Annotated in this window: 4 protein-coding genes; 2 read left to right on the top strand and 2 right to left on the bottom strand. The window is 73.0% G+C overall.

All coding sequences use genetic code 11. The features are described from left to right. Positions 1 to 227: 227 nt before the first annotated feature. A complete protein-coding gene (locus ACFVX9_RS25495) occupies positions 228 to 875 on the bottom strand; it encodes a TetR family transcriptional regulator (protein ID WP_063348895.1) in 648 nt (215 codons plus the stop codon). Positions 876 to 1,311: 436 nt separating this feature from the next. Between ACFVX9_RS25495 and ACFVX9_RS25500 the strand changes: the two genes are divergently transcribed. Further along, a complete protein-coding gene (locus tag ACFVX9_RS25500; protein ID WP_380485517.1) occupies positions 1,312 to 3,723 on the top strand; it encodes a PQQ-binding-like beta-propeller repeat protein in 2,412 nt (803 codons plus the stop codon). A gap of 49 nt (positions 3,724 to 3,772) precedes the next feature. On the opposite strand, the gene galE is transcribed toward ACFVX9_RS25500, so the two are convergent. Further along, entirely contained in the window at positions 3,773 to 4,759 is a 987-nt protein-coding gene (gene galE, locus ACFVX9_RS25505; RefSeq protein ID WP_063348897.1) for a UDP-glucose 4-epimerase GalE, read from the bottom strand. A 131-nt stretch (positions 4,760 to 4,890) separates the two neighbouring features. On the opposite strand from galE, the gene ACFVX9_RS25510 reads away from it, so the two are divergent. Further along, positions 4,891 to 6,054, top strand: coding sequence for a S1C family serine protease (locus ACFVX9_RS25510; RefSeq protein WP_387983609.1), 1,164 nt, complete (start codon positions 4,891 to 4,893; stop codon positions 6,052 to 6,054). Positions 6,055 to 6,231 lie beyond the last annotated feature (177 nt).

Consider the following 6,231-nt stretch of genomic DNA (forward strand, 5'->3'; position numbering starts at 1 on the left):
GTGTCCTTTTTCCCTGGACGTCGCGGGGCCCCGAGGCCCCGGGAGGGGGGGAAATAAAAACGTGTCGGGGGGGGGACCCCTTGTGGGGGGGTCCCCCCCCCACCGGCATGTCTGGCGCGCGTGCGGTACGTCGGCGGACCTCCCCCGAGGACACGGCCGCCGTCCGTCGTACCCCGGACAGGAGGCCGGGGCTGCGCGCGGAGCGGATGGTCGGTTGAGCGGATGGTCTACTTGGGCGGCTTCTTGCCGGTGACGCCCAGGTACACCAGGGGAGCGAGGTTGGGCTTGAGGTCCTTGACCTTGACGCCCCAGGCGGTGAAGGCCTTCTGGTGCTCGGCCGCCGAGGCGAGCAGCGAGACCAGGGCCCCGGCGACGGCGTTCGGGTCGAGCGACTTGTCGGCCTGGCCCTTCGCCTGGAGTTCCTTGACGGCCTCCGCGAGCGGCTTGGCGACCGCGTTGAGGACCGTCATGCGGATCTTGAAGAACCGCTTGTCCCCTTCGGCGGCACCGAGCGTGACCACTCGGAGAATGGCGTCGTTCTTGCGCCAGAAGGCGAGGAATCCGTCGACCAGTTCTTCCGAAGTGGTCGGACCGGACTTCCCTGCCCAGGACTTTCCGGCCACCAGCTCTTTGAGGGTGTCGGCGTCCTTGGCCATTTCCTCGGCGATTTCGAGGACAGCGCCCTCGACATCCGGGAAGTACTGGTAGAAGGTCGCGGGGGAGGTACCCGCCATACGGGCGACGTCGATGACCTTGACGTCCCGGTACGGCGACGTGCTGAGCATCTCGCGGAGGCAGTCGAGCAGCTTCTGCCGCGTTTCCTGTCCGCGTCGCCCGGCGACGCGACCGTCGACGGTGCGAACTTGTCCTGTCATGCCGTCAGCTTACCGTGGCACGATCTTGGCGCGATTCGGTGATGCGACTATTACTCCGCACGGGGGGTTGCTATAGGGGCATGAACCACTTCGGACGGATATTCACCGCGCTCCGCAGGCGTCGTTGAAGCCCCCCCGTGTGCCTTTGACCCCACAGCGTGACGGCGAGTCCGCTGAGGGGTGATCGAGTGACAGAGCGTGACGACTGGCGGCGTCGGAAGATCGGCGCCGAAGGGGAGGGTCCGGGCGTCCGGGTGCAAGCCGCGGCCGGAACGGGCGTCAGAATCCGGCCGTTCCGTCATCACCGGCCGGACGGCGGCGCTCCCGGGGCGGCCGTCGGCTCTGGGCGGGGGAGGTTGGAGATGGGCCGGGCGGCATTGGAGAATCGGGTCCGGCACCACGCGGCGGGTGCGGAAAACGGGGAGGTGGCAGCGGAGTGGACCAGCTGACGGCGCACGATCCGAGGCGGATCGGGCCCTTCGAGGTGCTGGGGCGGCTCGGCGCGGGTGGGATGGGGCTGGTCTACCTGGCGCGCTCCGCCTCCGGCCGGCGGGTGGCCATCAAGACCGTCCGGGGGGAACTGGCCGAGGACGAGCTGTTCCGCGTCCGCTTCGCCCGCGAGATCGAGGCGGCCAAGACGGTCGGCGGTTTCTACACCGCGGCCGTGGTGGACGCCGACGCGGACGCCCGGGTGCCCTGGCTGGCCACCGCGTACATCCCGGCCCCCTCGCTGGAGGACCTGGTCGAGGAGTGCGGTCCGCTGCCGGTGGACGCCACCCGCTGGCTGATCGCGGGCATCGCCGAGGCGCTGCAGTCCATCCACGCGGCCGGGCTGATCCACCGGGACCTCAAGCCCTCCAACGTGCTGGTGGTCGAGGACGGCCCGAAGGTGATCGACTTCGGCATCGCCTCCGGCGTCTCCAGCACCCGGCTCACCATGACCAACGTCGCGGTCGGCACCCCCGCCTACATGTCCCCCGAGCAGGCCAAGGACAGCCGTAACGTCCGGGGCGCCAGCGACGTCTTCTCGCTCGGCTCGCTGATGGTGTTCTGCGCGACCGGGCACCCGCCCTTCAGCGGCTCCAACCCGGTCGAGACGGTGTTCCAGCTGCTGCGCGAGGAGCCGGATCTGTCCGGGATGCCGCGCGAGCTGATGGACCTGGTCCGCGCCTGCATGCGGCCCTCGCCCGAGCACCGGCCCACCCCGGCGCAGATCCAGGCCGAACTGGCCCCGCACCTGTTCTCCCGGGACGACGCCGCCGGTGAGGTCGGCGACTGGCTCCCCGTGAACGCGCTGGAGCTGATCGAGCGCAAGCGCGGCCGCCGCCCGAGCGCGCCGCCCCGGGCCGTCCAGCTGCCGGGCGGCGCGCCACCGCCCCCGGCCGGGCCGCCGCAGGCCGGCCCGCTCCAGCCCCACCAGCCGCCGCAGCCGCACCAGCCGGTCCCGGTGCAGCGCCCCGGCCTGGACGACCCGCGCACCCACCTGGGCGGGGGGCACGCGCCGCCGCCGTCCGGGCCGGTGCACACGGGGCGGAGGCCGGGCCCGGTGTCCGACGGCGAGATCCCGACCGCGAAGATCGCCTCCCCCAACAAGCACCGCGCGCCGGGCGGCGGCGGGGCCGTCGAGGTGCGGCTGTCCGGAGCCTCGGTGCGGATAGGCCCCGGGCCGCGGGCCGAGCACGAGCAGCCCGGCCCGGGCACCGCCCCGGCCGAGACCGACTGGGTCCGCCGGATCACCCCGCCGCCGGCGCCGGCCGCCCGCTGGCGCCCCTGGCGGTTCCGGATGTCCAACGACGTCTGGGGCACCCCGGTGGTCGCCGACGGCACGCTCTTCGTCTCCAGCTTCGAGGTGCACGCGCTGGACATCGCCTCCGGCGAGCGGCGCTACAAGACCCGGGACGTCGCCTGGGCGCTCGCGGTGGACGCCGGCCGGGTGCACGCGGCCGACGGCCCGCACCTGTACACCGTGGACGTCGCGGACGGCACCGAGCGCTGGCGCACCTCACTGGACGGCTGGGTCTACTCGCTCTCCGCCGCCGACGGGGTGCTGTGCTGCGGCGTCCGCGGCGGCGGCGTCCAGCTGCGCTCGGCCGCCAACGGCGCCGAGCTGTGGCGGGCCGACGACGCCCAGCAGGACTACGAGAACCCGCAGTCCGGACCGGTCCTGGTGGCCGGCGCGGCCTACTACTACGGGGCCGGGCGGCTGCGCTGCATCGACCCGCACGGCGCCGGCCTGCGCTGGTCCTTCCCGGTCGGCGAGGACGTGCCCTCGCACCCGGTCGAGCGCGGCGGCGTGCTGTACGTGACGGCCGGCTCCCGGGTGTACGCGCTGGACGCGGCCAGCGGGGTCGAGCGCTGGCGCTTCGAGGCCCCGGTGGTGCTGTTCACCCCGCCCGCGCTGGACGCCGACGCGGTCTACGTGGCCGACTACCTCGGGACGGTGTACGCGCTGGACGCGGCCACCGGCCGGGACCGCTGGCGCGGGGTCACCGGCAACCGCCAGGGCGCCGAGCCGGTGGTGGTCGGGGACGGCATGGTGCTGGTCGGCAGCGGCGGGGTGCTGTACGCCTTCGAGGCGGCGAGCGGCCGGGAGCGCTGGCGCTACACGGCGCGCGGCGAGATCGTCGGCTCCCCGGCGGTGGCCGACGGCCTGGTGCACCTGGGCAGCCGGGACCACTCGCTGCACACCCTGGACCTGGCGAGCGGTCAGCTGCGCTGGGAGCTCGGCACCAAGGGCGAGCTGACCGGCTCGCCGGTCGCGGTCGGCGGCCGGGTCTTCGTCGGCTCCAAGGACCGCTGCGTGTACGCGCTGGACGCCTTCTACGGCACGGCCGTCCCGGCGCGCTGAACCGGCGCGGCGGCGGGGCGGGCGCCCCGCCGCCGTCGGACGCGTCCGATCAGGCCTTGCGGGCCCCGGGGTGGCGGCTGCACCAGCCGTCCCACGCGGAGGCCACCATCTCCGCCACGTCGTGGCGGGCGCCCCAGCCCAGCTCGCGGCGGATCAGGTCGGCCGAGGCCACCACCCGCGCGGGGTCGCCGGCGCGGCGCGGGGTCACCTCGGGGGTGGTGTCGTAACCGGTGACCTTGCCGATCACCTCCAGCATCTCCTTGACGCTGACGCCCTCGCCGCGGCCGATGTTGAGCACCAGCGAGGTCTCGCCGGCCGGGTCGGCGGCCAGCCGCTTGGCGGCCGCGACGTGGGCCGAGGCGATGTCGGAGACGTGGATGAAGTCGCGGACGCAGCTGCCGTCCTGGGTGGGGTAGTCGTCGCCGAAGACTCGCGGGGCCTCGCCGGCGGTGAGCCGCTCGAAGACCATCGGGATCAGGTTGAAGACCCCGGTGTCGGACAGCTCGGGGGAGGCGGCACCGGCCACGTTGAAGTAGCGCAGCGCCACGGTGGAGATGCCGTGGGCCTTCCCGGCCGCGGCGACCAGCCACTCGCCGGCCAGCTTGGTCTCGCCGTACGGGCTCATCGGGGCGCACGGGGTCGACTCGGTGACCAGGTCGACGTCCGGCATGCCGTAGACGGCGGCGGAGGAGGAGAAGAGGAAGCGCTTGACCCCGCCCTCGGCGGCGGCCTCCAGGACGGTCTGCAGGCCGATCATGTTCTCCCGGTAGTAGAAGAACGGCTGCTCGACGGACTCGCCGACCTGCTTCTTGGCGGCGAAGTGCAGGATGCCCTCGATCGCGTGCTCGCGGATGGCGGCGTCCAGGGCGGCCCGGTCCAGGGTGGAGCCCTCGACCAGGGCGACGCCCTCCGGCAGGCGGGAGGCGTCGCCGGTGCTGAGGTCGTCCAGGACGGCGACGCGCTCACCGGCGTCGAGCAGCTGGCGGACGACGTGCCCGCCGATGTATCCGGCACCGCCGGTGATCAACCAAGTCATGGGCCGATTCTAGGGTGTTCGGGTTTCCGTGGTGAGTGCCGGGCGAGTCGAGCCGTCAAATCGGACAAATCGGTGAAATGCTGACAAAGATTTCCGTGCTCTCAGCGTGGTGACGAATCGGAGGCAGTCAGGTGAGCCGAAAGAAGGAACACGCCCGCCCCCTGCCGGCCGGGCCCCGGCCGACCGGCCCCAGGACGGCCCACGGCCGGTTGCTCGTGCCCGGCGCGGTGGCCGTACTGACCGCGCTGGCGCTGGCCGGGTGCAGCAGCGGCTCCTCCTCGTCCGCCTCGCAGGCCGCGGGCTCCCCGTCGAGCTCCGGCTCGGCCAGGCCGGCCTCGTCGGCCCCCGCGCGGTCGGCCGACGGGAACCAGTTGCAGGACGACTACCAGCGGGTCATCGCCGACGTGCTGCCCTCGGTGGTGCAGATCACCACCGGCGACAGCCTCGGCTCCGGGATCGTCTACGACGACAAGGGCGACATCGTCACCAACGCCCACGTGGTGGGCACCGCGACCACCTTCACCGTCACCCTCGCCAACAGCACCAAGTCGCTGGACGCCACCCTGGTCGGCAGCTACCCCGACACCGACCTCGCGGTGATCAAGCTGAGCAGCCCGCCGAGCGGCCTCAAGCCGGCCGCCTTCGGCGACTCCGGCAAGGTCCAGCTCGGCCAGATCACCCTCGCCATGGGCAGCCCGCTCGGCCTCTCCAGCAGCGTCACCCAGGGCATCGTCTCGGCCACCGGACGGACCGTCTCCGAACCCAGGGGCGGCGGTTCGCCCGGCGCCACCATCGGCAACATGGTGCAGACCTCGGCCGCGATCAACCCGGGCAACAGCGGCGGCGCGCTGGTCAACCTGGACAGCCAGGTGATCGGCATCAACACGCTCGCGGCGACGGAGCCCGAGGCCAACGGCGCGGCCGCGCCCGGCATCGGCTTCGCCATCCCGGCGTCCACCATCACCAACATCACCGACCAGCTGATCAAGCAGGGCAAGGTCACCAACTCCGGCCGGGCCGCGCTCGGCATCACCGCCCGGACCAGCTTCAACCAGCAGTTCAAGCCCGCCGGCGCGGTCATCGTGGCGGTCACCTCGGGCGGCCCGGCCGCCTCGGCGGGGATGCAGGCCGGCGACGTGATCACCAAGATCGGGGACGCTACGGTCGACTCGCTGAACGCGCTCACCACCGCGCTCGCCTCGCTCACCCCGGGAGACAAGGCCACCGTCGCCTACACCAGGGACGGCAACAGCCGGACCGCCGACGTCACCCTCGGCGCCCTGGAGAGCCCGTAGGACCCGGCCGGCCGGCCGGGCCGCACGCCGCGCAAGGGCTCCGCGGACCGGGCCGCCCCACCGGACCGGGGGGGGGGGGGGGGGGGGTGCCCTTGTCCAGGTCCTCGGGTTTGATCTTACCTCCTTTCCTTTCGGTATCGGGTTGGGGTTTCGCGGGAGAACCGAGGAGAGAGGCGT

This window comes from Kitasatospora sp. NPDC058243, from assembly GCF_042882025.1.
In the GTDB taxonomy this organism is placed as follows: Bacteria; Actinomycetota; Actinomycetes; order Streptomycetales; family Streptomycetaceae; genus Kitasatospora.

Bases quoted from the DNA above. Each gene is read 5' to 3' on its own strand.
- ACFVX9_RS25495 (WP_063348895.1), bottom strand. From the start codon at position 875: ATGACAGGACAAGTTCGCACCGTCGACGGTCGCGTCGCCGGGCGACGC.
- galE (WP_063348897.1), bottom strand. From the start codon at position 4,759: ATGACTTGGTTGATCACCGGCGGTGCCGGATACATCGGCGGGCACGTC.